Raw genomic sequence first — 23,349 nt, forward strand, 5'->3', positions numbered from 1 at the left:
TTAGCTTTCAGTAACGGAGGCTGACCTGGCGGACAGCGCAGCAATGATGTCCTGCAACTGTGCCACACCGGCGGCCCGGTCAGTGAGGTGCAGGCGAAGCACGGGACGGCCGTGGTCGGTCAGGACCTGGGCATCGCCGGCAGCCTGCGCGGCAATCAGCTCCCCGAACGTGAAGGGACGCTCCGGGATGGCAAGGTCCTCCGCGGAGGCGGCCGTGACCTGGAGGAACACCCCGATGCCCGGGCCGCCCTTGTGGAACTGGCCCGTGGAGTGGAGGAACCGCGGGCCCCAGCCAAACGTCACGGGCCGGCCGGACACGGTGGCCAGCTCGTCGCGGATGCCTTCGAGCTGTGCGAACGAGAGGCGGTCGAAGTAGGCCTGGACGCTGAGGTAGCTGTCGCTCTCCAGCGTGTCCAGCAGTGCCTTCACGGCGTCCTCAGCGGTACGGGCGTCACCGAGCCAGTCACCGCCGCGGACTTCGATGGACCCGTCAACAAACGCTGCCGGAGTGGGCTCGGGCTGGGCGTCCAGCAGTCCGCGCGCGGCCACCTTGGCGGCCTCGACGTCGGGCTGGTCGAAGGGGTTGATGCCCAGCAGGCGTCCGGCCACGGCGGTGGCGAACTCCCAGACCATCATCAGGGTGGGCAGTCCGCCGGCGATGGCAACCTCGTTCTCACCGAGTTCGACGTCGGCATCGGCTGCCACCAGCCGCACCACCAGGACGTCCGGCGCGCCGATGGTGGCCTCGGGTGAATTGGGGCCGGCAACTACCGGAAGCACACCGGTACCCAGCTTGCCCGTGGACTCTGCGATCAGCTGCTCAGCCCAGTCAGCGAAGCCCACAATGCCCGAGCCGTCCTCGGCGATGACGATCTTGTTCCGTAGGGGGCTGGTTCCGCCCAGGGCGGTTCCGAGTGCCAGGCCGATGTTTTCCGGCGCGTCATCGTTCAGGATCTCCGCTGCCTCCTCGGCCTCATCCAGGAAGGCCTGGATGTCCACCCCGGCCAGGCCGGAGGGAACAAGACCGAAGGCGGTCAGCGCGGAGAAGCGGCCGCCCACGTTGGGGTCGGCGTTGAAGACAGCGCGGTAGCCGGCCTCGCGGGATGCCTTGTCCAGCGGGGAACCGGGGTCGGTGACGATGATGATCCGGCTCCTGGCATCGATTCCGGCGTCGTTGAACGCCTTCTCGAAGACCCGCCGCTGGGAGTCCGTTTCAACGGTTGAGCCGGACTTGGACGAGACCACGATCGCGGTCCCGTCCAGCCGGTCTGCGAGGGCGGCGCGGACCTGGTCGGGGTCCGTGCTGTCCAGCACTGTCAGCTCGACGCCGGCGGTGCCGGCAATAACCTCTGGAGCCAGCGAGGAGCCGCCCATGCCGCACAGCACGATGCGGGTAACGCCTTCTGACTTCAGGGCGTCACGGAGTTCCAGGATGTCCTTGACCAGCGGCTGGGAGACGGTGGCCGCCTCCACCCACCCGAGGCGGATTGCCGACTCGGCCTCCGCATCGGGACCCCACAGGGTGTGGTCCTTGGCGAAGATGCGGGTGGCAATACGGTCCTCCACGAGGACCGGGAGGTGCAGTTCCAATGCCTGCTGTGCGGCACCGGTGGCGTCGTAGCTGAGAGTGGTCATAGTGGGTTAGGAAGCCTTCCGTGCAGAGGCGAGGGCGCCCTCGACGTCGGCCAGCAGTTCCTTCCAGCTGGCCACGAACTTGTCCAGGCCTTCGGATTCGAGGATTGCGACGACGTCGTTGTAGGAGATGCCGAGCTTCTCCAGGGCGTCGAGGGTGGCGTTGGCTTCGGTGTAGGTGCCGGTGACGGTGTCCCCGGTGACCACGCCGTGGTCGAAGGTGGCGTCCAGGGTCTTCTCGGGCATGGTGTTCACGACGCCCGGGGCTACGAGTTCTGTGACGTAGAGGGTGTCCGGGTAAGCCGGGTCCTTCACGCCGGTGGAGGCCCACAGGGGGCGCTGGGGGAGTGCGCCGGCTTCGGCCAGCAGGGCCCAGCGCTCGGTGGCGAAAAGCTCCTCGTAAACCTGGTAGGCCAGGCGGGCGTTGGCCAGGCCGGCCTTGCCCTTGAGTGCCTTGGCTTCCTCGGTGCCGATGGCGTCGAGGCGCTTGTCGATTTCGGAGTCCACGCGGGAAACGAAGAACGAGGCAACGGAGTGGATCTTTGACAGGTCGTGGCCGTTTTCCTTGGCCTGCTCCAGGCCTGACTGGAAAGCGTTGATGACGGCTCGGTACCGCTCCAGGGAGAAGATCAGGGTCACGTTGACGCTGATGCCTTCAGCCAGGGTGGCGGTGATGGCTTCGAGGCCCTCAAGGGTGGCCGGGATCTTGATAAGGACGTTGTCCTTATTGACCCGCTTGAACAGGTGCTTGGCTTCGGCAATGGTGCCTGCCGTGTCCCAGGCCAGGCGGGGGTCCACCTCGATGGAAACGCGTCCGTCCACGCCCTTGGTGGCTGCAGCCACCGGTGCGAAGAGGTCGCAGGCGTCGGCGACGTCGGTGGTGGTGATCTCGAAGATGGTGTCCTCGACGCTGGCACCGGCTGCTGCCTGCTTGGCGATGGTGGCGTCGTAGTCGGTGCCTGCCGTGATGGCGGCATGGAAGATGGACGGGTTGGTGGTTACGCCAACCACGTTCTTCTCTTCGATGAGCTTGGCCAGGGTGCCGGTATCCAGACGTCCGCGGGAAAGGTCATCGAGCCAGATGGAAACTCCGGCGTCGGAGAGCTGCTTGGTGGGAGTAGTCATAGTTCTGTATCTCCTGGAAATCGTTGGTTAGGCCTGGAGGCCTGCGAGGGAGTCCTTGGCGGCAGCGGCGACGGCCTCTGCGGTGATGCCGAACTCCTGGAAGAGGCGCTTGTAGTCTGCGGAAGCGCCATAGTGCTCAAGGCTGATGGAACGGCCGGCGTCACCGACGAATTCCTTCCAGCCGAGGGCAAGTCCTGCTTCGACCGATACGCGGGCCTTGACGGCGGCGGGCAACACGGATTCGCGGTAGGCGGCGTCCTGCTTGTTGAACCATTCAACGCAGGGCATGGAGACAACGCGGGCGGCGATGCCTTCGGCCTGCAGGGCCTCGCGGGCCTGCACGGCCAGCTGGACCTCGGATCCGGTGCCGATGAGGATTACGTCCGCCGGGACGGTGGCGCCGTCCTTGGACGCTTCGGCAAGGACGTAGCCGCCCTTGGCGACGCCGGCAACGGAACCGAAGGTGTCGCCGTCGGCCTCGCCGTCGCCGCGCTCCCATGTGGGGATGTTCTGGCGGGTCAGCACAATGCCGGCGGGGTTGCTGTGGTTCTCCAGCATGGTCTTCCAGGCGACAGCTACCTCATTGGCGTCACCGGGGCGGACAACGTCCAGGCCCACGATGGCGCGCAGGGATGCGAGCTGTTCCACCGGCTGGTGGGTGGGGCCGTCTTCGCCGAGGCCAATGGAGTCGTGCGTCCAGACGTACAGCGACGGAACACCCATCAGGGCGCCGAGGCGGATGGCGGGGCGCTGGTAGTCGCTGAAGATCAGGAACGTGCCGGAGAACGCGCGGGTGCGACCGTGCAGGCTGATGCCGTTCACGATCGACGCCGCGGCGTGCTCGCGGATGCCGAAGTGCAGCACGCGGCCGTACGGGTTGCCGGACCAGGCGTCGGTCTGCTTGGAGGCAGGAACGAACGACGGCGAGCCTTCGATGGTGGTGTTGTTGGACTCCGCGAGGTCCGCCGAGCCGCCCCAGAGTTCGGGGAGGACCGGGCCCAGGGCGTTCAGGACCTTGCCGGAGGCTGCGCGGGTGGAGACGTCCTTGCCGGCCGGGAAGACCGGAAGGGCTGCGTCGAGGCCCTCGGGCAGTTCCTTGGCCTCGATGCGCTGCAGCAGCTCTGCTCCAGCGGGGTTGGCGGCCTGCCAGGCGTTGAAGGATTCCTCCCACTCCTTGCGGGCGGCAGCACCGCGGTCCACCACGGCACGGGCGTGCGCCAGGACGTCCTGGTCAACATCGAAGGACTTCGCGGGGTCGAAGCCCAGGACTTCCTTCAGCGCCGCTACTTCCTCGGCACCCAGGGCTGAACCGTGAATCTTGCCGGTATTCTGCTTCTTGGGCGCCGGGTAGCCGATGATGGTGCGCAGCGAAACGATGGAGGGCTTGGACGTCTCGGCCTTGGCAGCGAGGAGCGCCGAGTAAAGCTCCTGGACGTCCTCCTTGTATTCGCCGGTCTTGGTCCAGTCAACGCGCTGGACGTGCCAGCCGTAGGCCTCGTAGCGCTTCAGGACATCCTCGGTGAACGCGATGTCGGTGTCGTCCTCGATGGAGATGTGGTTCTCGTCGTAGACCACCACGAGGTTGCCGAGTTCCTGGTGGCCGGCCAGTGAGGAAGCCTCGGCCGTGACACCTTCCTGGAGGTCGCCGTCGGACGCGATGACCCAGATGGTGTGGTCGAAGGGGCTTTCGCCGGCGGGAGCATCGGCGTCGAACAGGCCGCGCATCCGCCGCTGCGAGTAAGCGAACCCAACGGACGACGCCAAGCCCTGGCCCAGCGGGCCCGTGGTGATCTCGACGCCGGCGGTGTGCTTGTACTCGGGGTGGCCGGGGGTCAGCGATCCCCAGGTGCGCAGGGCCTCGAGGTCCTTCAGTTCCAGGCCGTAGCCGGAAAGGAACAGCTGGATGTACAGCGTGAGGGAGGTATGGCCCGGGGACAGGACGAACCGGTCACGGCCCAGCCAGTCCGGATTGCGGGGGTCGTGGCGCATCAGCTTCTGGAAAAGAAGGTACGCGGCCGGCGCCAGGCTCATGGCCGTTCCGGGGTGGCCGTTTCCAACCTTCTCCACCGCGTCCGCGGCCAGCACGCGGACAGTGTCCACCGCACGCTGGTCCAGGCTGGTCCAGGACAGTTCTTGCTCTTCCAAATGTGGCACGAAAACCGGGCCCCTCTCTGTGCTGATGGCAGGTGGCACACCGGGTCCGCATGAAGGCACGCTGTGTGGCGCCCGCTGCGGTGTGTACCAGCCGTTCACCATCGAAACGTTGATCTTTCACTCAGCCACTGGCAGCTGGGAATGCGTTTTCCACCGCTTCCTTGCTGCGTGCTGATCTGGTGACAGCTTAGCTCTATTCCATTCTGCGGGCGGCCCAAATCTCACGTTTTGGACGCAATTTCCGCTTATGTGAATGCGTCTGAAGTGAGGTTGAGTTAATCTGCTCGAATTGGCGCGCGAGCGATCATCAGCACCAACAGAACACTTGCCGGGCGCCGCCGGGCGCCGTCGGTGGACCGGCCGTGGCGGGGAAGCCGGCGCGGTATGATATTCGGAGGCCAGCGCCGGGCTGGGGGACACGTGCCAGCCGCCCGGACTCCCGCTGTTGCGTGGATCACTGCTCCGCGGGCGCCCGGTTCAGGGCGGGGCCGGATGACATAGCTGGACAGCCAGACAGAACTGCCAACAGAACGGGTGACTGCCACCGTGAGCACAACAGGTACGACGCTGAACGCATCACGGGCTTCCCGGCCCGGGATCGCCCGTAAGGCAAAGGCGTATCTCGCCCTCACCAAGCCCCGGGTCATCGAATTGCTCCTGGTCAGCACGCTGCCCACAATGATTTACGCAGAGCGCGGGTTTCCGTCCATCGGGCTCATCCTTGCCACCCTGGTTGGCGGCGCCTTCGCCGCAGGCAGCGCCGGGGCCTTCAACTGCTACATCGACCGGGACATCGACAAGCTGATGCACCGTACCGAGAACCGCCCGCTGGTTACCGGTGAAGTCACGCCGCGTGAAGCACTGATCTTCTCCTGGCTCCTGGGTGCTGCCGCCATTGCGATCCTCTGGTTCGGGGCCAACCCCCTGTCCGCCTGGCTCGGTTTGGGTGCAATCTTCTTCTATGTGGTGATCTACACGATCATCCTCAAGCGCCGGACTGCCCAGAACATCGTGTGGGGCGGTGCCGCCGGGTGCTTCCCGGTGCTGATTGCCTGGGCTGCGGTCACCAACTCTGTGGAATGGCCGGCCGTCATTCTCTTCATGGTCATTTTCCTGTGGACGCCCCCGCACTACTGGCCGCTCTCCATGCGCTACGGCGAGGACTACCGCAACGCCAAGGTCCCCATGCTCGGCGCCATCGCCGGCGCCAAGGTGGTCTCGGTGCAGGTGGTCCTCTACGCCTGGGCCATGGTGGCCTGCTCCCTGCTGATGGTTCCGGCCGGCGGAGCGGGTTGGGTCTACACCGTCACCGCAGTCCTCGCCGGTGCCTGGTTCCTCTACGAATCACACGCGCTCTACAACAGGGCACAGCGTGAGGACATCTCGGACAAGCGGGCCATGAAGGTCTTCCACGGTTCCATCAGCTACCTCACCCTCCTGTTTATCGCCCTGGCCGTCGACCCGTTCATCGGGCCCGCCGTCATGGCGGGCTGACGGCCACACCATCGAATTCCTAGACCTCCCCTGGCCGCGGCCGGGGGAGGTTTTTTATTGAGCACTGCGTAAGGGAACGCCACGGCAAGCATTCATGAAAAGGACCGTGACAAATCTGTCATGTGGGTCACTTTAACCTGTCATGACACGTGATGCTGTGGTTACGGTGGGTCTGAACCTGCTCCCGATCAGAGGAATGTCAATGCCGCAGCCGCCCCACGCACCCATCCATACGGTCCCGAGCCACAGCCCGCCCAGGGCGGGCGGCAACAATAGGTCCGGGTTCCGCCGGCCGGGCTTCCTGTCGCATCTCGGGGCCGACGTCCCTGCCTCACTGGTGGTGTTCCTCGTTGCCCTGCCCCTGTCCCTGGGCATCGCCGCAGCATCCGGGGCCCCCGTCATGGCCGGTCTCATCGCTGCGGCGGTTGGCGGCATCGTGGCGGGAAGCCTGGGCGGATCACCCCTGCAGGTGAGCGGACCGGCGGCCGGGCTGACCGTCGTCGTCGCCGGCATTGTCCAGGAGTTCGGTTGGCAGGTGACCTGCGCGATCACCGCGGCTGCCGGTCTGGTCCAGCTCCTGCTGGGCATCAGCCGCGTGGGACGCGCCGCCCTTGCCGTCTCGCCTGTGGTGGTCAAGGCCATGCTGGCCGGCATCGGCGTCACCATCATCCTTCAGCAGCTCCACGTCCTGCTCGGATCGCAGGCAGCCGGCCCGGCCCTCGAGAACCTTGAAGCCCTGCCGGCAGCCATCACGGGAGTCGAACTGCACGCCGCGCTGCTGGGCCTTACCGTCGTCGTCATCCTCCTCGGCTGGAAGTACCTGCCCGCCGCGGTGCGCCGTGTGCCGGGACCGCTGGCCGCCGTCGCTGCCGGAACGGCACTCTCGGCGGCGTTCGCCCCCAACGTTGAACGCATCTCCTTCACCGGCTCGATACTCGATGCCGTCACCCTGCCGCAGCTGCCTGAGGGCAGCTGGCGGGCAGCAGCATTTGCCGTGCTGACGATGGCTCTGATCGCCAGCATTGAATCCCTCTTGTCCGCCGTGGCCGTGGACAAGATGCAGAACGGGCCGCGAACCAACCTGAACCGTGAACTCGTGGGGCAGGGTGCTGCAAACATCGTTTCCGGGTCGCTGGGCGGGCTGCCCGTCACCGGAGTGATTGTGCGCAGTGCCACCAATGTGGAGGCCGGGGCTGTGTCCCGGGCCTCCGCCGTGCTGCACGGTATTTGGGTTGTGGCCTTCTCCGCCCTTTTCGCAGGGCTGATCCAGCTGATTCCCCTGTCCGTCCTTGCCGGACTCCTGGTGGTCATTGGCGCACGCCTGATCAAGGTGGCAGATATCCGGACCAGCCTCCGGACCGGTGAGCTGCCGATCTACGCAGTAACCCTGCTCTGTGTGGTCTTCCTGAACCTACTCGAGGGCGTCATGATCGGCCTTGCCTTCGCAGCGGCCAGCGTACTGTGGCGTGTCCTGCGGGCAACAGTCCACGCCCAGGCACCCGTGCTGCCGTCCGGATCCTGGCGGGTCGGCATTGAAGGGTCGTGCAGCTTCTTCGCCCTGCCGCGGCTTAACCGAGTGCTGCACTCGGTACCGGCCGGCAAGCACGTGCTTGTGGAGCTCAACGCGGACTACGTGGACCATGCATTCCGGGAGGCGCTGCTCGCCTGGCAGCGGCAGTACCAGGCCGCCGGCGGTACGGTGGTCCTTGAACATCACGGGAACACGCTGTTCCGGGACGCGGCGGACCAGGCGCCAAAACGGCAGGAATCGCAGGAGCTTCCGCTGCCGCCGCGGACCTCGTGGCAGCCCGCCCAGGACGAACTGGCGGTGGGAATTGCAGGACAAAGCACGCGGCCGCCGTCGCCGGTTCTGCTGGGCATCAACAAGTACCACCGCCGCTTCGCGGACAAGGTCCGGCCCCTGGTCCAGGACCTGGCAGAGGGGCAGAACCCGGACACCCTGTTCGTGGCCTGCGTGGACTCGCGGGTGAACCCCAACCTGATTACCAGCAGTGGTCCAGGCGACCTGCTGACGTTGCGCAACATTGGCAACGTCGTCTGCCACGACGGCCAGGACGCCTCGATCGACTCTGCCCTCGCCTTTGCCCTGAAAGGCCTGGAGGTGGACTCCATCGTGATCTGCGGGCACTCCAACTGCGGGGCCATGAAGGCCCTGATGGAGGACGCGGAGGGCAAGGGGTCCGGCGCGCTGGGCGCCGGCTTCGACGCCTGGCTGGACCACGCCAGGCCAAGCTACGACAGACTCCTGGGCCATCATCCCGTGGCGGCCGCCGCTGCTGCCGCCGGCTATTCCGCGGTGGACCAGTTGGGCATGGTGAACGTGGCCGTCCAGCTCGCCAAGCTGGAAAGCCATCCGCTGGCAGGTCCCGCCCTCGCCTACGGACGGGTCCAGGCAACAGGCCTCTTCTATGACATCGCCACGGCCCGGGTGGTGCTTGTCCGTCAGGAGGGTATCGAGTTCCTGGACCCGGAACAGGCTGCGGACATGTCCAGGGCCCGGGCGCAGGCCGGCTAAGAACGGCATCGCAGGCAAGCAAAAGGCCGCCCCGGTTCAGGAACCGGGGCGGCCTCTTCGGTTGCAGGCAGATGTAGTTAGGCCACGGGGCTTGACCTGGCGATGTCCCACGCGTTTGTTGCAGCGCCCATAAGCATTGCGGCGCCGAGCATGTGGGCTGCCACCAGCAGCGCCGGGATGCCGTTGTAGTACTGGGTGAAACCGATGACGGCCTGCAGCACAGTCACGCCGAGGAGGCCCAGGACAGCTGTCAGGATGGGGCCCGTGATCCGCCGCAGCAGCACCAGCGCCAGCGCAACCAGGGTTCCGGCGGTCACCAGGTAGGCCGGGACGGCGTGGATGTGCGAGAACAGGTCCCAGTCCAGCCCGTTGCGCGGTGCATCGGCGTCGCCTGCGTGCGGACCGGCTCCGGTGACCACCACACCCAGCATGACGGCGACGGCGGAAAAAAGCGCGACGGCGGCCGTCACCGGACGCATGACCCCCGGCAGGGCGGCCAGGGCTGCCGTGCGGAACCGGCCGGTCCGGCCGAAGGCCCGGTTGACCAGCAGCGTGGCCAGCACCACCAGTGCCATGGAGACCAGGAAGTGGAGGCCTACCACCCAGGGGTTGAGGTTGGTGAGGACCGTGATGCCGCCGATCACGGCCTGCGCGGGAATGCTGGCCAGCAGGCCCAGTGCCAGCAGGAAAAGGTCGCGCCGCTCCTTGCGGAGGTTCCACAGGTAGACCAGCATCAGTGCGGCGACGGCGGCCAGCGCGAAGGTGAGGAGGCGGTTGCCGAACTCGATGAACCCGTGGATGCCCATCTCGGGCGTGTTCACCAGGGACGTGTCCGTGCAGCGGGGCCAGGTGGGGCAGCCTAGGCCGGAGGAGGTCAGCCGGACCGCTCCGCCGGTGAGCACCAGCAGGGTCTGCCCGATCAGGGATGCCACGGCCAGACGGCGGACGCTCTTGTCCACGGTGCGGGGCAGCCGTGACGCCAGGCGGCCGGCGAACTGGGGAAGGCGGAAGGCGGTGCTCACGAGTATCTCAATTCCACTTGAACCAACGGATTGCTGCGGCCCCGGCAGTAACTGTCCAGAGCACCAGTATGAGGGAGGCTGCGCCGTTCAGCGCACCGTGCAGGAAGGCGTCCCGGAGGGCTTCGCCGAGCGCGCCCGAGGGGAGGAGTCCCACGATCTGCTGGGCGGCGGCGGGCAGCCGTTCGGCAGGAATAACGATTCCGCCGAGGGCTCCGAGGAGGATCCAGAGCAGGTTGGTGATGGCGAGCGTGGCTTCGGGGCGGACCGTCCCCGCTACCAGCAGCCCCAGGGCGGTGAACGCCGCCGCGCCCAGCGCGAGGAGGAGCAGCCCGGGAACCCACCCCGCCGCCGTCGGCTGCCATCCGAGGGCAAACCCGACCGCTGCCACCACGGCAACCTGCAGGCACAGCACTGCCAGGACGGAGAGCACCTTGCCGGCAATCAGCCCGCCCCGGCCCAAGGGGGTGGTGGACAGGAAGCGCAGCACACCGTACCGGCGGTCGAATCCCGTAGCGATGCCCTGCCCGGTAAACGCCGTGGACATGGCGCAGAGTGCAAGGATCCCCGGGACTGCCACATCAATGCGGCTCGGACCCAGGCCGTCCAGGAACGGCGTAACGGTCAGGCCAACGAGCGCAAGCAGCGGCAATACCACCGCGAGGATCAGCTGCTCGCCGTTGCGCAGCATGGCAAGTGCCTCGTATTTGCCCTGCAACAGGATGCGCCGGAGCAGGGGGGCCGGCCGCTGCAGGGCAGGTGCTCCCGCCCCGGTGGCGGGTGCGGTGCCCGCGGGGGTCGGGTTCATCGGATGTCCTTTCCCGAGATGTCCAGGAAGACGTCTTCAAGGCTACGCGCCTGCAGGGCCATGGCGGCGGGCATGACGTCGTGCAGTGCCCACCATTCGGCCAGTGCGGCAAGGTGCTTGGGAGTCAGGGCGCCGGTAGCGGTATAGCTTCCCGCCCGTTCCTCCAGGACCACGACGTCGGCCGGCAGCACGCCGGACAGGTCCAGCCCCGGCGCCGCGTCGAAGGAGAGGGTGCGCACATGGTCTGCGCCGGCGTCCACGGCGGGTCCGCGCTGCAGCAGCTCCTGGACTGTTCCCTCCGCGACGTTCCGGCCGCCGTCAATGATGTACACGTAGTCCGCCAGCCGCTGGGCGTCGTCCATCAGGTGAGTGGTGAGGATGATTCCCATCCCCGCATCGCGCAGTTCCCCAATCAGCTCGAACACCAGCTGGCGGGACTGCGGATCCAGGCCGGCGCTCGGCTCGTCAAGGAACAGAACCTCCGGCCTCCCCACCAGAGCGGCGGCGAGGGCCAGGCGCTGCTTTTGTCCGCCCGAAAGCCGCCGCACGGTGGTCCGGCTGAAGGTGTCGATGCCGAGCCTTTGGACAAGGTCGTCCACGGGCCAGGGGTGTGCATAAAGGCCGGCAATGTGCCGCAGCAGGGGGAGGGGACGGGCCGACGGCGGGAGGCCGCCGTCCTGAAGCATCACACCGACGCGGGAGCGCAGGTCCGCGCCTGCGGTTGCGGGGTCCTCGCCGAGCAGGGAGATGGTACCGCCGCTGCGCCTCTGCAGGCCCTGGGCACATTCCAGGGTGGTTGTCTTTCCGGCACCGTTGGCACCCAGCAGCGCTGTGACCTGCCCGCGCCCCGCTGTCAGTGAGACGCCGCTCACCACGCGGAGCATTTTTCCGTCCATGCTGGAGAGCGGGCCTACATCTTTAACAAGCCCGTTGATGGACAGGACGGGGGACAGGGGCAATCGCACCCCAGTATTCTACGGGAAGTAGTATTAGCGGCAGTCCGCTGCGTCCCGTCAACGGGAGTTTTTGTCCAGATATGCAGGGTTCCGGGCCGGCAATGTCAAGTGGTGGGAGCAACGCGGGGTGGTTAGGCCGCTTGCAGCAGCTGGTTTAGCCGGTTGGCTGGGGTATCGAGGTTGAGGGTCGGTCGGGGGCGGCGGTTGAGCTTTGCCGCGATGCGGTTGAGGTCCTCAGGGGTATGGGCCGAGAGGTCGGAGCCTTTTTCGAACCAGAACCGCAGGAGCCGGTTGGTGTTTTCATTGGTGCCGCGCTGCCAGGGCGAGTGCGGGTCGCAGAAATAGAGCGTGGTTTCCAGCGCGGTCTGGATCTTCGCGTAGCCGGCGAGTTCTGTGCCGCGGTCCCAGGTGATCGAGCGGCGCAGGTGCTCCGGGAGGTTCGCCATTTCCCGGATCATCGCGGCGGCGACGGTTTCGGCGGTATGGTCCCCGGGCAGGTGCAGCAGGATCGTGAACCGGGTTGAGCGCTCCACGAGAGTGCCGATCGCGGTCCCGTCAGAACCGATGATCAAGTCACCTTCCCAGTGCCCGGGGACCGCCCGGTCCTGGACCTCGGCGGGGCGTTCGCTGATCTTGAACGCCTCCTTGTAGGGGCTGCTCTTGAGCCGGTCGGCGGTGTGGGGGATGCGTTGTTTACGTTTCAGGCTGAGGTTTTCGGCCAGGTCTTTCCGCAGGCTTCCGCGGGTTTGGACATACAGGGCCTGGTAGATCGTCTCGTGGCTCACCTGCATAGTCTGGTCACCGGCAAAGTAAAACGCCAGCATCGACGAGATCAGCTTCGGACTCCACCCATCGTCCATCCACACCGCGATCAGCCGGCACAAATCCTCGTCCTCGATGAGCTTGAAGGGCTTGGGCCGGCGGCGTGCCTGATGGGCTCTGGTGTGCGCGGCTTTAGCGTTGTACCTGCCCTCGGCGTCACAGTTGCGGTTGACCTCCCGCCAGATGACGGACTTGTCCCGTCCGATGGCCGCACCGATCTTCGCGTAGCTCATCCCGGCTTGCCGGCCCATCTGGATCATCCCCCTCTCGGCTTCGCTTAGTGCCCGCCCGCAGGAGACCTCCACGGACGGGGCAGGATCTGCCAGGCCGCCATGGGCCGAGATGCTCAGCGTCATCTGACCAGACTCGGCCCACCACTTCTTCCCGGTCCCGCGCGAGGCTCCGACACGCCGTGCAGCCTCACTGACGGACGCGCCGGAGCACACCAAATCAAGAAAATCATCACGAACATGGACAGGAAACAACTTCGGCATCAAACGCTCCATCAATCAGAACGTTGCAACCACCATATGAATCTGCCGCCGGTGAGGTCTGCATATCTGGACAAAAACTAGAAGGTGGGGGCGGGAGGTCAGGTCAGCCTCGCCTTACTGGAATGCGGGACTAAATTACGACACTATTGTGTTGTGTATTCCATGACCAACGCTACTGCTGTGCCTGTTGCCCGGCACGGGGCCTCCGCTGTTACAGCGGAACGCGGCGCCATGCCCGCGGGCCCGGTGGCCGACGCCGATGAGCGCACCCGCGACCGCGTCCTTGCGGCCGTGCTGGAACATGGACCCGTCAGCGCCGCCGAACTCGGGGACCTCCTCGGATTCACACCGGCCGCCGTCCGCAGGCACCTGGACCACCTCTCCCGTGCCGGCGTCATTGAAGTCAAGCGGGTTGCCAAATCCGGCAGCGGCGCAGGCCGTCCGGCACGCCGCTACGTCCTCAGCTCCCAGGGCCAGTCGAGCCTCGGCAACGACTACCTGGACATCGCCGCCCTCGCCCTCCAGCAGCTCCAGGAGATTGCCGGGCCGGACGCAGTGCGGGCCTTCGCCGTCGAGCGTTTCGCCGACATGGAACGCAGGTATGCGCCGGAAATCGAAAAAGCCGGCCCCGACATCACCGACCGCGCCAAAGCGCTGGCAGAGGCCCTGAGTCGCGATAACTTCGTGGCCTCGGCAGCCTCCATCGAGGCCAAAGCTCCACTGCCGGCCGCCCTTTCCAGCGTCCAGCTTTGCCAGGGCCATTGCCCCATCCAGCAGCTCGCTGCCCGCTTCCCCGTGTTCTGCGACGTGGAAACCGACGTGTTCTCCAGGCTGGTGGGCGTTGACGTACGCCGGCTTTCCACCCTGGCCCGCGGCGGCCACGTGTGCACCACCCACATACCCACAGGCAGGCTGTCTTCAGGAGGGCCCACAAGCCCCCCGGAAGCCCCCGCCAGCCTGAATGAAGTAACCAACCATCAGCAAGAAAGGCCGTGATGACGGACCAACTATCAGAGAAAGCAGTAGCCGAAAACACTGTGATCTCGGAGATTCTCGAGAAGAATCCCGAGCTTCACGGCATCGGCAACTACGAGTACGGCTGGGCCGACAAGAACGATGCCGGCGCCAACGCACGCCGTGGGCTCAACGAAGAAGTGGTCCGGGACATTTCGGCCAAGAAGAGCGAGCCGGAGTGGATGCTCGATCTCCGCCTCAAAGGCCTGAAGTACTTCGACCGCAAGCCCATGCCCACCTGGGGCGCGGACCTTTCGGGCATCGACTTCGACAACATCAAGTACTTCGTCCGCTCCACCGAGAAGCAGGCTGCCACCTGGGAGGACCTGCCCGAGGACATCAAGAACACGTACGACAAGCTGGGCATCCCGGAGGCCGAGAAGCAGCGCCTGGTTTCCGGCGTCGCCGCCCAGTACGAGTCCGAGGTTGTCTACCACCAGCTTCGTGAGGACCTTGAGCGCCAGGGTGTCATCTTCCTGGACACCGACACCGCACTCAAGGAACACCCGGAAATCTTCCAGGAGTACTTCGGTACGGTCATTCCGGTGGGCGACAACAAGTTCGCGTCGCTGAACACCTCAGTCTGGTCCGGCGGCTCCTTTGTCTACGTCCCCAAGGGCGTCCACGTTGACATCCCGCTGCAGGCATACTTCCGCATCAACACGGAAAACATGGGCCAGTTCGAGCGGACCCTGATCATTGCGGATGAGGACTCCTACGTCCACTACATCGAGGGTTGCACCGCGCCGATCTACACCTCGGACTCGCTGCACTCCGCCGTTGTGGAGATCATCGTGAAGAAGGGCGCCCGCGTCCGCTACACCACCATCCAGAACTGGTCCAACAACGTGTACAACCTGGTGACCAAGCGCGCCATCTGCGAAGAGGGCGCCACCATGGAATGGGTCGATGGCAACATCGGCTCCAAGGTCACCATGAAGTACCCGGCCGTCTACCTCGTGGGCGAGCACGCCAAGGGCGAAACACTGTCCATCGCGTTCGCAGGCGAAGGCCAGCACCAGGACACCGGCTCGAAGATGGTGCACATTGCGCCGAACACCAAGAGCTCCATCATCTCCAAGTCCGTGGCCCGCGGCGGCGGACGCGCGGCCTACCGCGGCCTGGTCCAGGTCCGCGAAGGTGCCAAGCACTCTGCCAACACCGTCCGTTGCGACGCGCTGCTCGTTGACACGATCAGCCGCTCGGACACCTACCCGTACATCGACATCCGCGAGGACGACGTTGTCATGGGACACGAGGCAACTGTTTCCCGGGTCAGCGAAGAGCAGCTCTTCTACCTGATGTCCCGCGGCATGCGCGAAGACGAGGCCATGGCGATGATCGTCCGCGGCTTCATTGAGCCGATTGCCCGCGAGCTCCCCATGGAGTATGCACTTGAGCTGAACCGCCTGATTGAACTGCAGATGGAAGGGTCCGTCGGATAACGATGACTGAAATCACTACTGAAAAGGCACGCATCGGCGCGCCTTCAGCCCAGCCGTTCATCGACGGCTTCACCGAAGAAGGCGAGAGCCTCTCGCCGATTAACGCCGCAGCCTCCAAGGCCCCGCTGGCCGGCGAAGCGGTCAAGAGCCACTCCCACGGTGGCGGCGTTGGCATCCCGGACAGCTCGCGTGCCGGCCGCCTCACGTCCTACAAGCTTGCCGACTTCAAGCCGCTCACCGGCATGGAGGAAGACTGGCGCTTCACCCCGCTCAAGCGGCTCCGCGGGCTGCACTCGGAGGTCCTGTCCGGCGCGGCACCCACCGTCGTCGTCACCGGCCCGGAGGAAGTCACCGTGGAGAGCGTCGGCCGCGACGACCGCCGCATCGGCACCGCCGGTATTCCCGAGGACCGCGTCTCCGCCAACGCCTGGGAGAACTTCGCCGGCGCCACCGTGGTGACCATCCCTTCGGAGTTCGAAGCACTGACCGAAGTCAGCGTCGACATTGAAGGCACCTCGCTGGACCCGGCTGCCCAGCACCTGGTGATTGTTGCGGAGAAGTTCTCCAAGGCAGTTGTTGTCCTGAACCACCATGGATCCGCCATCGTGTCCGAGAACGTGGAGATCATCGTGGAAGACGGCGCCAGCCTGACCGTCATCACGCTCCAGGAATGGAACGACGACGCCGTCCACGCCTCGTCCCAGCAGGCGAAGATCGGCCGCGACGCCAAGCTCAAGCACGTCATGGTGAGCCTCGGCGGCGACCTGGTCCGCGTTACGCCGTCGGCCCGTTTCACCGCCACCGGCGGTGAGGCTGAAATGTTCGGCCTGTACTTCGCCGACGCCGGACAGCACCTTGAGCAGCGCCTGTTTGTTGACCACGCCGTGGCCAACTGCAAGTCCAACGTGCTTTACAAGGGCGCACTGCAGGGCCGCAACGCCCACGCGGTGTGGGTTGGCGACGTCCTGATCCGCAAGGAAGCCGAAGGCACCGACACCTACGAGGCCAACCGCAACCTGCTGCTGACGGACGGCGCGCGCGCCGACTCCGTGCCCAACCTCGAAATCGAGACCGGGCTGATCGAGGGTGCAGGCCACGCCAGCGCCACCGGCCGGATGGATGACGAGCACCTGTTCTACCTCATGGCACGCGGCATTCCCGAGGATGTTGCCCGCCGCCTGGTGGTCCGCGGCTTCCTGAACGAGATCATCCAGCAGATCAAGGTCCCCTCCATCGAGGAGCGGCTGACCGAGGCTGTTGAGCACGAACTCGCTCTGACGGACAACTAGAAAGCACGGAGCACGGTTACAGATGACTGACCAGCCAAAGGGCGAGCTTGTCTGCAAGGTGGATGAAATCCAGCTGAAGCAGGCGCTGCGGATCCTGATTGATGACTACCCGGTGGCGATCGTCAAGGACTCCATGGGGGAGATCCACGCGATCGGCGACACCTGCTCGCACGCGGACATTTCGTTGTCCGAGGGCGAGGTGGAGGGCTGCGCCATCGAGTGCTGGGGCCACGGCTCACAGTTCGACCTGCGCAGCGGCGAACCGCTGCAGCTGCCCGCCTACGATCCCGTTCCGGTGTTCGCCGTCGAGATCGTCGGGGACGAGGTCTATGTGGACGTCACCAATGTCCTCAACGGCGCCGAGGCTCCCAACTTCAGCTAGCACCACAGAATTACGAACCACCTTCCAGACAGAGACCGCACCGCCGCCGCCCAGGCCCGGTGCAGAGGAGAACAAGACACATGTCTACTCTTGAGATCAAGGACCTGCACGTCAGCATTGAGACGGAGCAGGGCACCAAGGAAATCCTGAAGGGCGTCAGCCTGACCATCCGGACGGGCGAAACCCACGCCATCATGGGCCCCAACGGCTCCGGCAAGTCCACGCTGGCTTCCACCATCGCAGGCCACCCGCGCTACAACGTCACCAGCGGCACCATCACCTTGGACGGCGAAGACGTCCTGGAGATGAGCGTTGACGAGCGTGCCCGCGCCGGCGTGTTCCTGGCCATGCAGTACCCGGTGGAGGTCCCCGGCGTGAGCATGACCAACTTCCTGCGCACCGCCAAGACCGCCATCGACGGCGAAGCACCCAAGCTCCGCACCTGGACCAAGGACGTCAAGGCTGCCATGGAGCAGCTGCGCATCGACGCCGACTTCGCCCAGCGCAACGTGAACGAGGGCTTCTCCGGCGGTGAGAAGAAGCGGGTGGAAATCCTCCAGCTGGAACTCTTCAAGCCCAAGTTCGCCATCCTGGACGAGACCGACTCCGGCCTGGACGTTGACGCGCTCAAGGTGGTTTCCGAGGGCGTCAACCGTGCGCACGCCGAAGGCAAGATGGGCACGCTGCTCATCACCCACTACACCCGGATCCTGCGCTACATCAAGCCTGATTTCGTACACGTGTTCGTGGACGGCCAGGTTGTTGAGGAAGGCGGCCCGGAGCTTGCCGACCGCCTTGAAGAAGAAGGCTACGACCGCTACGCCAAGGGTGCCGGCGCTGCCGCTGCACCCGCCGTGGCGCAGGCCTAGTAAGGACGCCCGCCATGACCGAAATCAACGCGGCACGCACCAGCCTCGAGGACGTCGAGGAGGCGCTGAAGGATGTCATCGACCCTGAACTCGGCGTCAACATCGTTGACCTTGGCCTGCTGTACGGCCTGAAGTACTCGGACGACGACGGCGCGCTGCTGATCGACATGACCCTGACCACCGCGGCCTGCCCGCTCACCGACGTGCTCGAGGAGCAGGTGGGAAAGGCCCTGGACGGCGTTGTTGACGACTGGCGCCTGAACTGGGTCTGGATGCCGCCGTGGGGTCCGGAACGGATCACCGACGACGGCAAGGACCAGATGCGGGCCCTCGGCTTCAACATCTAATTTAAGTACGACGACGGCCGGTTACCTTCATCGCGAAGGTGACCGGCCGTCGTCGTTGGGGCTAGTAGGCGGGGAGACCTCGACGGGTTACAACGTCGGTGCCGAGAACGTGTCGCACTGGTTGATGTCGCCGGTTTCGTAGCCCGTGTAGAACCAGCGCTGGCGCTGCTCGCTGGAGCCGTGGGTCCAGGCCTCGGGGGAGACCCGTCCGGTGGCCGCCTCCTGGATCCGGTCGTCACCAACAGCGGAGGCAGCGGACAGGGCGTCGTTCAGGTCCTGCTGGGTGAGGGGCTCCAGGAACGGTTGGCCGTCGGGTCCGGGCTGGGTTGATGCATGCTTGGCCCAGAGCCCGGCGTAGCAGTCGGCCTGGAGCTCAACGCGCACGGCCCCGGATTCAGGTCCCTGCGGATCCTGCTGGGCCTGGTCCAGGGTGCCCAGCACGTTCTGGATGTGGTGCCCGAACTCGTGTGCCACCACATACTCCTGGGCCAGGGGTCCGCCCGAGGAGCCGAACCTGTCCACCAGCTCCTGGAAGAACCCGGGATCGAAGTAGGCAGTGGTGTCGGCGGGGCAGTAGAAGGGTCCTACGGCGCTGGACGCCGTGCCGCAGCCTGTGCTGACGCCCTGCTCGAAGATCACCGTCTCCGGCTGCGGGTACTGCACGTTGTACTGCTGCAGGTAGGCAGGCCAGAAGGCGTTCAGGCTGTTCACGGTGCCGGTGATGCGGCAGTCCACCCGGGCGTCCGCGTCCGCTCCTGTCTGGCAGGCCGGCGCGGTGCCCTGGCTCTGCGGCTCCTGGCCCGCTCCTGCCAGGCCTTCCAGCAACTGTGGATTGACACCCAGGAGTGTCGCGATGAGCAGGATGAGCCCACCGCCGATGCCGCCGCCCACTTTTACTCCGCGGCCCATGCCGCGCCGGTCCTGGACCTGGGAGGGGTCCAGCTGCACGTTGTCGTTGAAACTCATAAAGTCACATTACCCGCGGACCCGGAGATCAACCGGTGCCGGCCGGTAAAGTTGATCCGATGCCTTTCCTGAACAGAATCCAGCGCTGGGCCGGGGAACGGCCCCACGACACCGCCGTCGTGATTGCCGGACGCCGCCTCTCCTGGGCGGAGCTCCGGGATTCCGCTGCGGCGCTGGTGCCCCACACCAAGTCCGTGACCTCCCTGTGCGAAGCCAACTCGGTCCACTTTGCGGCAAAATTTGCGGCGGCACTGGCCAGAGGACGGCAATGCGCCGTCCTGGACCCCTCGTGGCCGGGCCCGCTGCAGGAGGACATGAAGCGGCGCGTGGAGGCGTGCGCGCAGCCAGCAGCGGTATCCCCGGATGATGAGCTCGCAGACGGCGATCCCGGGTCCACCTTCCTGATAGGCCTCACCTCCGGCACCACCTCCATCCCGAAAGCCTTCACGCGGTCCCGGCGGTCCTGGCAGGAATCCTTTGAGGCCTCCATCGAATTCTTCGGGCTCCGCGCGGACGATGTGACCCTGGCCCCGGGCCCCCTCGCCGCCAGCCTCAACCTGTACGCCCTGGCCGAATGCCTCTACGCCGGTTCGGAGTTCCAGACCCTCGAAAGCTTTGATGTGGGCGACGTCCATGCCGCCATCACCCACGACCGGGTCACCCGGCTGGTCCTGGTGCCCACCATGCTGCGGATGCTCAGCGAGCGCGGCCTGACCGGATGCGTCGACGCTTCCGGCGTGCGGACCATTATCTGTGCCGGCTCGAAGCTCGACGTGAGGACCCTTGAGGCAGCCCGCCGCTGGGCTCCGAACGCCACCATCTTCGAGTACTACGGTGCTTCCGAACTGAGTTTCGTCTCGGGGGCGGGGCTGGCCGCGAGCCAGCCGGCCGTGCTCGGCGAAACCGGGATCGGCCGGGCGTTCCCGGGTGTCGACGTGCGGATCCTCGATGACGAAGGGCTGCCGCTGCCAGACAGGGAACCCGGAAACATCTGCGTCCGCAGCGCCATGGTGAGCAACGGTTATCTCTGGGGTGACGACGGGGAGGCGCTGAAGTCCTATGGCGGCTGGTTCACTGTGGGGGACCAGGGGTACCTGGCCGGCGGGGAACTGCACATCCTGGGCCGCCGCGCGGACATGATCCTCACCTCAGGCAAGAACGTCTATCCGCATGAGGTGGAGCTGGCACTGTCAGCGGTACCCGGTGTGTCCGCCGCCGTCGCGGCCGGGATGCCCGACGACCTGCGCGGTGAACGGGTTGTGGCCGGCATTGTTGCATCCCATGGTGGAATAACTGCCACCCAGCTTCGTACCGGCCTTGAGGACATCCTTGCCCGGGACAAACGCCCCCTCCAGTATTACCTGCTGAGCGACCTGCCCACCACGGACCGGGGCAAAGTCAGCCGCAGCCTGCTGCTGGACTGGATCAGGTCCCGGGACCGCAGGGTACGCAGCCTTGACAGCTGAGATGCTCCCTCCGGACCGGCAGCCCGTCATCATTGCCGCCCTCCGGACCCCGGTGTGCCGCACCAACGGTGCGCTCCGGAGCCTGCGGGCCCACGAGCTGCTCGCGCCCGTGCTCCGTGGACTCCTGGCTGGAACGGGGGTGGAACCTGGCAGCGTGGCCGATGTCGTGATCGGCAATGCCGTGGGCGGCGGGGGAAACGTTGCCCGCCTGGCCCTGCTGGCGGCGGGACTGCCCGTCAACGTTCCGGGGATTACGGTGGACCGCCAATGCGGCTCCGGGCTCGACGCGGTGGTCCTGGCGTCGCGGCTGGTGGCAGCGGGCGGAAACCCGCTGTACCTCGCCGGAGGGGTGGAGAGCACCAGCACAGCGCCTTTGCGCGCGTACAGGAACGGCGACGGCGGCCCGGAGTTTTACGCCCGGGCACAGTTTGTGCCGGACAGCTTCGGCGATCCGGACATGGGAGTGGCCGCGGAAAACGTGGCGCGGGAGTTTGGCGTGGGCAGGGAACGGCAAGACGCATTCGCGCTGCGCAGCCACCGGCTGGCATTGGCGGCCAGGGACGCAGGAGTGTTCGACGGCGAACTGGTTCCGTTGGACACGGACGCCGGGACTGCCGGCGCGGACGATGGTCCCAGGCGGGGACTGACCGCCGCGGTCCTGGCGCGGTTCCCGGCGGCCTTTGTGGACGGGGGAACTGTCACCGCAGGGAACTCCTGCTTCGACGCCGACGCCGCATCCGCCGTCGTCGTCACGTCCCTGCAACGTGCGAGGCAATTAGGGGCGGGCGACGGGTTCCTGGTGCTGGGCAGCGGCACTGCGGGAGTGGCCCCGGAACTGCTGGGCGTCGGTGCGGCCGCCGCGGCGCGGGACGTGCTGTCAGCCGCGGGGGTCCCGGCGGACCAGGTGGACCTGGTGGAATTCAATGAGGCTTTCGCATCGCAGACGCTTGCCTGCCTTGACCAGGTGGGGATTGACGCTGAACGGGCCAATCTCGACGGCGGCGCGCTGGCCCTGGGCCATGCTTACGGCGCGTCCGGGGCAGTCTTGGTGACCCGGCTGCTGGCCCAGGCACGCCGGTCCGGAACCCCGGGCAGCCTTGCGCTGGCCATGATCAGCAGCGCCGGCGGCATGGGAACTGCGGCGCTGCTGGAATACCAGCGGCTTTGAACCCTTCCCGGGGCTCAGTCTTCCGCTTCGCCGAGGCCGCGGGCGGCGAGCGCCTCGCCCGTCTGGCGGGCGAATGCCACCGACGTGATGAAGACAGGCAGGATCAGGGCGCGCGGATTGCGTTCCAGGCCCCTTGCCCGGGCGGAGTCCCGGACGTCGGCGAAGGTGCCGGCGATGTAGGGGATGCTGCGCAGCATGATGGCGATGGTCAGGGCAAACCGCTCGGGGTCGGCGCCAAACCGTTTGAAGGGGCCGGCTGCGCTGACCACTCCGTCAAGGAGCCGCTGTACGGGGGTGGTGGCGGTGAGCAGGGAGGCTGCCACCACGCAGACCAGGATGTTCAGGACAATGCGCGCGGCCGTGGGTGCTCCCAGCATCCACCACTGGAACACGCCGATAACCAGCAGCACGGCGGCGAGCGGGCGGACGGCGGCCCAGAGCTTCTTCAATCCGGCGCCCGTCAGCAGGAACAGGCAGCAGAGCCCGCCCAACACGGCCAGCGACACCCGCCAGTCCACCACGATGAACGAGGCCAGGCCGCAGCCGAAGACCAGCAGGAACTTCAGCGCCAGCGGTGCCCGGTGGATGAGGGAGTGTCCCGGCACGTAGTTGGCCAGCAGGAAGCCGTGGCCCCTCACCGCGGTTCCCCAGCCGGGAGGCCGTCAGTGCAGAGTATCCGGTAGTGGTCGACGGCGGCTGCCGCGCCGCCGTCGAACACTACCTCTCCCTGTTCGATGACCAGCACCCTGTCCATCTCCAGTGCCAGCCCAAGGTCATGGGTGGACATGATGATCTGCTGGTCGAGTCCGGCCAGAGTCCTGCGGAGGAGTTCGCGGTTGCGGAGGTCCAAAAGGGTGGACGGCTCATCGAGGACCAGCACGGAGGGATTCACGGCGAGCACTGCGGCCAGGGCCATCAGCTGCCGTTCCCCGCCGGACAGTTCGTAGATGCTCTGGTCCGCCAGTTCCAGCAGGCCCAGCCGGTCCAGTGCCGCGTCGGCTGCCCTCCGCCGCTCCGTTCCGTTGCGGATGGAGCGGCGCAGGGACAGCTCCACATCCTCCCGGCCAGTGGGCATCACCAGCTGGGACAGGGGATCGGTGAAGACAAAACCCACGTTCCGGCGCACCGCCCGGACGTCGCGGACCGTGTCCTGGCCGTCCACCGTGACCTGGCCTGCCGTTGGCTGGACGAGCCCGTTGACCAGGCGGAGCAGGGTGGACTTGCCGGAGCCGTTGGCACCGATGACACCGATCCGCTGTTCGGTGAGCTGCAGGCTTATGGCGTCGAGCAGGACTTTGGGTTCCGGTTTGCTGTCCGTTTCCACGGCAACCGTTACGTGGTCAAAGGCTACGGCGGGCATGGC

20 protein-coding genes are annotated in these 23,349 nt (G+C 66.2%); 10 read left to right on the top strand and 10 right to left on the bottom strand.

The annotated features are described in order from the left end of the window. The 3 genes from ABRP28_RS04645 to tkt are packed head-to-tail and all read right to left on the bottom strand — an operon-like array spanning nt 1 to nt 4,902. Nucleotides 1–1,635, bottom strand: a complete 1,635-nt coding sequence (locus ABRP28_RS04645) for a glucose-6-phosphate isomerase (RefSeq protein WP_350002383.1) — start codon at nt 1,633–1,635, stop codon at nt 1–3. A gap of 6 nt (nt 1,636–1,641) precedes the next feature. Further along, a complete protein-coding gene (gene tal / locus ABRP28_RS04650) occupies nt 1,642–2,757 on the bottom strand; it encodes a transaldolase (protein WP_350002384.1) in 1,116 nt (371 codons plus the stop codon). Nucleotides 2,758–2,784: 27 nt separating this feature from the next. Further along, nucleotides 2,785–4,902, bottom strand: a complete 2,118-nt coding sequence (gene tkt / locus ABRP28_RS04655; protein ID WP_350002403.1) for a transketolase — start codon at nt 4,900–4,902, stop codon at nt 2,785–2,787. Nucleotides 4,903–5,445: 543 nt separating this feature from the next. On the opposite strand from tkt, the gene ABRP28_RS04660 reads away from it, so the two are divergent. Both ABRP28_RS04660 and ABRP28_RS04665 read left to right on the top strand, forming a co-directional pair. Continuing rightward, the gene (locus ABRP28_RS04660) at nt 5,446–6,405 is read left to right on the top strand and encodes a heme o synthase (protein WP_350002385.1); all 960 of its coding nucleotides are present in this window, start codon (nt 5,446–5,448) and stop codon (nt 6,403–6,405) included. A gap of 202 nt (nt 6,406–6,607) precedes the next feature. Continuing rightward, nucleotides 6,608–8,941 (top strand): bifunctional SulP family inorganic anion transporter/carbonic anhydrase, encoded by a 2,334-nt coding sequence (locus ABRP28_RS04665; RefSeq protein WP_350002386.1) that lies wholly within the window; start codon nt 6,608–6,610, stop codon nt 8,939–8,941. Nucleotides 8,942–9,018: 77 nt separating this feature from the next. On the opposite strand, the gene ABRP28_RS04670 is transcribed toward ABRP28_RS04665, so the two are convergent. The 4 genes from ABRP28_RS04670 to ABRP28_RS04685 all read right to left on the bottom strand — a co-directional run bounded on the left by ABRP28_RS04670 (nt 9,019) and on the right by ABRP28_RS04685 (nt 13,040). Further along, nucleotides 9,019–9,963, bottom strand: coding sequence for a COX15/CtaA family protein (locus tag ABRP28_RS04670; RefSeq protein ID WP_350002387.1), 945 nt, complete (start codon nt 9,961–9,963; stop codon nt 9,019–9,021). 7 nt (nt 9,964–9,970) lie between these two features. Beyond that, nucleotides 9,971–10,768, bottom strand: coding sequence for an ABC transporter permease (locus tag ABRP28_RS04675; protein WP_350002388.1), 798 nt, complete (start codon nt 10,766–10,768; stop codon nt 9,971–9,973). Then, on the bottom strand, nt 10,765–11,733 hold the full coding sequence (locus tag ABRP28_RS04680) for an ABC transporter ATP-binding protein (RefSeq protein ID WP_350002389.1): 969 nt from the start codon (nt 11,731–11,733) through the stop codon (nt 10,765–10,767). Before ABRP28_RS04680 ends, ABRP28_RS04675 begins: the two co-directional genes overlap by 4 nt. Nucleotides 11,734–11,855: 122 nt before the next feature. Further along, nucleotides 11,856–13,040 (bottom strand): IS30 family transposase, encoded by a 1,185-nt coding sequence (locus ABRP28_RS04685; protein ID WP_374152928.1) that lies wholly within the window; start codon nt 13,038–13,040, stop codon nt 11,856–11,858. A gap of 153 nt (nt 13,041–13,193) precedes the next feature. Here ABRP28_RS04685 and ABRP28_RS04690 point away from each other — a divergent pair, with 153 nt between their 5' ends. The 6 genes from ABRP28_RS04690 to ABRP28_RS04715 all read left to right on the top strand — a co-directional run bounded on the left by ABRP28_RS04690 (nt 13,194) and on the right by ABRP28_RS04715 (nt 18,386). Next, nucleotides 13,194–14,036 carry a helix-turn-helix transcriptional regulator gene (locus ABRP28_RS04690; RefSeq protein WP_374152929.1) on the top strand — a complete coding sequence of 281 codons (843 nt, stop codon included), beginning with the start codon at nt 13,194–13,196 and terminating at the stop codon, nt 14,034–14,036. After that, a complete protein-coding gene (gene sufB / locus ABRP28_RS04695) occupies nt 14,036–15,499 on the top strand; it encodes a Fe-S cluster assembly protein SufB (RefSeq protein WP_104187272.1) in 1,464 nt (487 codons plus the stop codon). Before ABRP28_RS04690 ends, sufB begins: the two co-directional genes overlap by 1 nt. Nucleotides 15,500–15,501: 2 nt before the next feature. Continuing rightward, nucleotides 15,502–16,788 (top strand): Fe-S cluster assembly protein SufD, encoded by a 1,287-nt coding sequence (sufD, locus tag ABRP28_RS04700; RefSeq protein ID WP_350003398.1) that lies wholly within the window; start codon nt 15,502–15,504, stop codon nt 16,786–16,788. A gap of 22 nt (nt 16,789–16,810) precedes the next feature. After that, on the top strand, nt 16,811–17,170 hold the full coding sequence (locus ABRP28_RS04705) for a non-heme iron oxygenase ferredoxin subunit (RefSeq protein WP_066275674.1): 360 nt from the start codon (nt 16,811–16,813) through the stop codon (nt 17,168–17,170). Between the two features lie 80 nt (nt 17,171–17,250). After that, complete coding sequence (gene sufC / locus ABRP28_RS04710) at nt 17,251–18,039, top strand: Fe-S cluster assembly ATPase SufC (RefSeq protein WP_188808955.1); 789 nt, start codon at nt 17,251–17,253, stop codon at nt 18,037–18,039. A 14-nt stretch (nt 18,040–18,053) separates the two neighbouring features. Continuing rightward, nucleotides 18,054–18,386, top strand: a complete 333-nt coding sequence (locus tag ABRP28_RS04715; protein ID WP_066275677.1) for a metal-sulfur cluster assembly factor — start codon at nt 18,054–18,056, stop codon at nt 18,384–18,386. A gap of 87 nt (nt 18,387–18,473) precedes the next feature. Here ABRP28_RS04715 and ABRP28_RS04720 read toward each other — a convergent pair whose 3' ends face one another. Beyond that, the gene (locus ABRP28_RS04720; protein ID WP_350003395.1) at nt 18,474–19,352 is read right to left on the bottom strand and encodes a neutral zinc metallopeptidase; all 879 of its coding nucleotides are present in this window, start codon (nt 19,350–19,352) and stop codon (nt 18,474–18,476) included. Nucleotides 19,353–19,411: 59 nt separating this feature from the next. Here ABRP28_RS04720 and ABRP28_RS04725 point away from each other — a divergent pair, with 59 nt between their 5' ends. Then, nucleotides 19,412–20,818, top strand: coding sequence for an AMP-binding protein (locus tag ABRP28_RS04725; RefSeq protein ID WP_350003393.1), 1,407 nt, complete (start codon nt 19,412–19,414; stop codon nt 20,816–20,818). Beyond that, complete coding sequence (locus tag ABRP28_RS04730) at nt 20,808–21,986, top strand: thiolase family protein (RefSeq protein WP_374152930.1); 1,179 nt, start codon at nt 20,808–20,810, stop codon at nt 21,984–21,986. The genes ABRP28_RS04725 and ABRP28_RS04730 overlap by 11 nt, the downstream gene beginning before the upstream one ends. A 14-nt stretch (nt 21,987–22,000) precedes the next feature. On the opposite strand, the gene ABRP28_RS04735 is transcribed toward ABRP28_RS04730, so the two are convergent. Both ABRP28_RS04735 and ABRP28_RS04740 read right to left on the bottom strand, forming a co-directional pair. Further along, nucleotides 22,001–22,624, bottom strand: coding sequence for an energy-coupling factor transporter transmembrane protein EcfT (locus tag ABRP28_RS04735; RefSeq protein WP_350003390.1), 624 nt, complete (start codon nt 22,622–22,624; stop codon nt 22,001–22,003). Further along, a complete protein-coding gene (locus tag ABRP28_RS04740) occupies nt 22,621–23,346 on the bottom strand; it encodes an ABC transporter ATP-binding protein (RefSeq protein WP_350003388.1) in 726 nt (241 codons plus the stop codon). Before ABRP28_RS04740 ends, ABRP28_RS04735 begins: the two co-directional genes overlap by 4 nt. Between the last annotated feature and the right edge of the window lie 3 nt (nt 23,347–23,349).

It is taken from the genome of Pseudarthrobacter sp. WHRI 8279 (assembly GCF_040224115.2).
Lineage (GTDB): Bacteria > Actinomycetota > Actinomycetes > Actinomycetales > Micrococcaceae > Arthrobacter.

What these genes read in the sequence shown, in the direction of transcription:
- ABRP28_RS04645 (WP_350002383.1), bottom strand. Translation starts at nt 1,635, where the DNA reads ATGACCACTCTCAGCTACGACGCCACCGGTGCCGCACAGCAGGCATTG.
- tal (WP_350002384.1), bottom strand. Translation starts at nt 2,757, where the DNA reads ATGACTACTCCCACCAAGCAGCTCTCCGACGCCGGAGTTTCCATCTGG.
- ABRP28_RS04665 (WP_350002386.1), top strand. Translation starts at nt 6,608, where the DNA reads ATGCCGCAGCCGCCCCACGCACCCATCCATACGGTCCCGAGCCACAGC.
- ABRP28_RS04675 (WP_350002388.1), bottom strand. Translation starts at nt 10,768, where the DNA reads ATGAACCCGACCCCCGCGGGCACCGCACCCGCCACCGGGGCGGGAGCA.
- ABRP28_RS04685 (WP_374152928.1), bottom strand. Translation starts at nt 13,040, where the DNA reads ATGCCGAAGTTGTTTCCTGTCCATGTTCGTGATGATTTTCTTGATTTG.
- sufB (WP_104187272.1), top strand. Translation starts at nt 14,036, where the DNA reads ATGACGGACCAACTATCAGAGAAAGCAGTAGCCGAAAACACTGTGATC.
- sufD (WP_350003398.1), top strand. Translation starts at nt 15,502, where the DNA reads ATGACTGAAATCACTACTGAAAAGGCACGCATCGGCGCGCCTTCAGCC.
- ABRP28_RS04705 (WP_066275674.1), top strand. Translation starts at nt 16,811, where the DNA reads ATGACTGACCAGCCAAAGGGCGAGCTTGTCTGCAAGGTGGATGAAATC.
- sufC (WP_188808955.1), top strand. Translation starts at nt 17,251, where the DNA reads ATGTCTACTCTTGAGATCAAGGACCTGCACGTCAGCATTGAGACGGAG.
- ABRP28_RS04715 (WP_066275677.1), top strand. Translation starts at nt 18,054, where the DNA reads ATGACCGAAATCAACGCGGCACGCACCAGCCTCGAGGACGTCGAGGAG.
- ABRP28_RS04720 (WP_350003395.1), bottom strand. Translation starts at nt 19,352, where the DNA reads ATGAGTTTCAACGACAACGTGCAGCTGGACCCCTCCCAGGTCCAGGAC.
- ABRP28_RS04725 (WP_350003393.1), top strand. Translation starts at nt 19,412, where the DNA reads ATGCCTTTCCTGAACAGAATCCAGCGCTGGGCCGGGGAACGGCCCCAC.
- ABRP28_RS04740 (WP_350003388.1), bottom strand. Translation starts at nt 23,346, where the DNA reads ATGCCCGCCGTAGCCTTTGACCACGTAACGGTTGCCGTGGAAACGGAC.